2 protein-coding genes and 1 pseudogene are annotated in these 1,637 nt (G+C 37.0%); all 3 read left to right on the forward strand.

What is annotated here, in order from left to right:
- The coding region (locus tag HR065_RS00320) for a DUF2963 domain-containing protein (protein WP_178733931.1) at window positions 1–824 on the forward strand (824 nt) is incomplete at its 5' end.
- Window positions 825–957: 133 nt separating this feature from the next.
- Entirely contained in the window at window positions 958–1,422 is a 465-nt protein-coding gene (locus HR065_RS00325; protein ID WP_178733932.1) for a hypothetical protein, read from the forward strand.
- Between the two features lie 12 nt (window positions 1,423–1,434).
- Window positions 1,435–1,637, forward strand: a pseudogene (locus tag HR065_RS03785) (DUF2963 domain-containing protein); the annotation flags it as partial.

The following is a 1,637-nucleotide window of genomic DNA, read 5'->3' on the forward strand; positions in this document are numbered from 1 at the left end:
AAAAATTAATTAAATCTAGAAACTTTATTATATTATCTATTTCTACCATCTTATTATCTTTGGTTATTGGTTGTTTTATTTTAAAACTTAAAAATCACTCATCTCCCTTAAACACTTCAACCCTTGTCGCAGAACAACCTCAAACCATCTCCGACTATCACTCCGCCTTCCAATCATGGCTCAGAGAATCTCCTATTAAAAACGGTACTAACACTGCCTCCCAAATAAGAGAACAACTAGGTAAAACCGATCTCACTCTTTATGATAGTAAAGGAGAACATCATTCATACACTTATCGAAAAGGAATTTTTTGGGATACTTGGAAAATCGATGGAAAAAGTTGCAATGATGGATATTACCCACAATACAATACGACTCCTCCGCCAAAACCTCCAGAAGAGATAAAAATTGAATATTATCTCAATAATTCCATATACGCCATCACCGAAAAAAATCTACAATCCGGCAATTCCGTTAAAAAAACACGTTACTTTACCGATGGTTCGTTAGAGTTCATCAACGAATACGACCTTCAATCGGGAAAAATGGTTAAAGAAACTCACTACCGCTCCAACGGACCAATGAACTATATGTATGAATATAACACTATGGAGCAAAAAATAAAAAAAACCGTCTACCGCCCTGACAACACAATTACCCACATCATTGACTATGATCCTCAATCTGGCAACGAAACCAAATTTATTTCATATCGTTCAGGTGGTTCTTTAGAATTTATCTCCGAATACGAACCAAAATCAGGTAAAAAAATAACAACGACTTATTACAACCAAGATGGTTCCATCAAAGAAATCATCAAATAACCCGAAATACCTGTTCTTCCGGGGTCTTTTTTATCGCCTAAATTTCACCCCTCGCTATCAAAATCAACAATTCCTGTCCCAAACTCTTGCAAAAAAAACGTATAATGAAGAGATAAAGAAAGAAGGTCCTTTTATGAACTTAAAAAAATTAATTAAATCTAAAAGATTTATCGTCTTATCTATTTCTACCCTCTTATTATCTGCCATTATTGGTTATTTCATTTTCAAATCTAAAAATCAACCAAATGTATCAATTACTTCAACTCCTCTTACAGAAAAAGAATTAAATCCAACAGACTCTCAATCCTACCACTCCGCCCTCCAAAAATGGCTCAGAGAATCCCCTATTCAAGGAGATACTTTTTATACCGGTGACGAAATCCGAGGCAAATTAGGCAAATCCAACCGCACTCTTTATGATGTCAAAGGAAATACTCATTCTTACGTCTACAACGAAGGAATATTTTATGACGATTGGCAAATCGATGGAAAAGATTGTAGAAGAAAATATGAAAATAAATTACACACCACGCCCCCTCCAACCCCTCCAAAAGATATAAAAATTGATTACTACAACACCGGCGCTGTTAATGAATAAGACCCTCAATCGGGCAAACTCATCAAAGAAACCTACTACTCCCCAAACGGCGACCCTGCCCACATCAACGACTACGACCCCCAAACCAACAAAATTACCCAAATCACCCGCTCCCACTCCGACGGAACAAAATCCGTTGCCTCCTACTCCCTCAACGGCACCATTTCCTCCATCACTATCTTCAACCCCAACGGCTCCATCAAAGAAATCAAAAA

Source organism: Candidatus Phytoplasma pruni, assembly GCF_013391955.1.
Lineage (GTDB): Bacteria > Bacillota_I > Bacilli_A > Acholeplasmatales > Acholeplasmataceae > Phytoplasma.

Coding starts and splice junctions, on each gene's coding strand:
- HR065_RS00325 (WP_178733932.1), top strand. CDS start 958: ATGAACTTAAAAAAATTAATTAAATCTAAAAGATTTATCGTCTTATCT.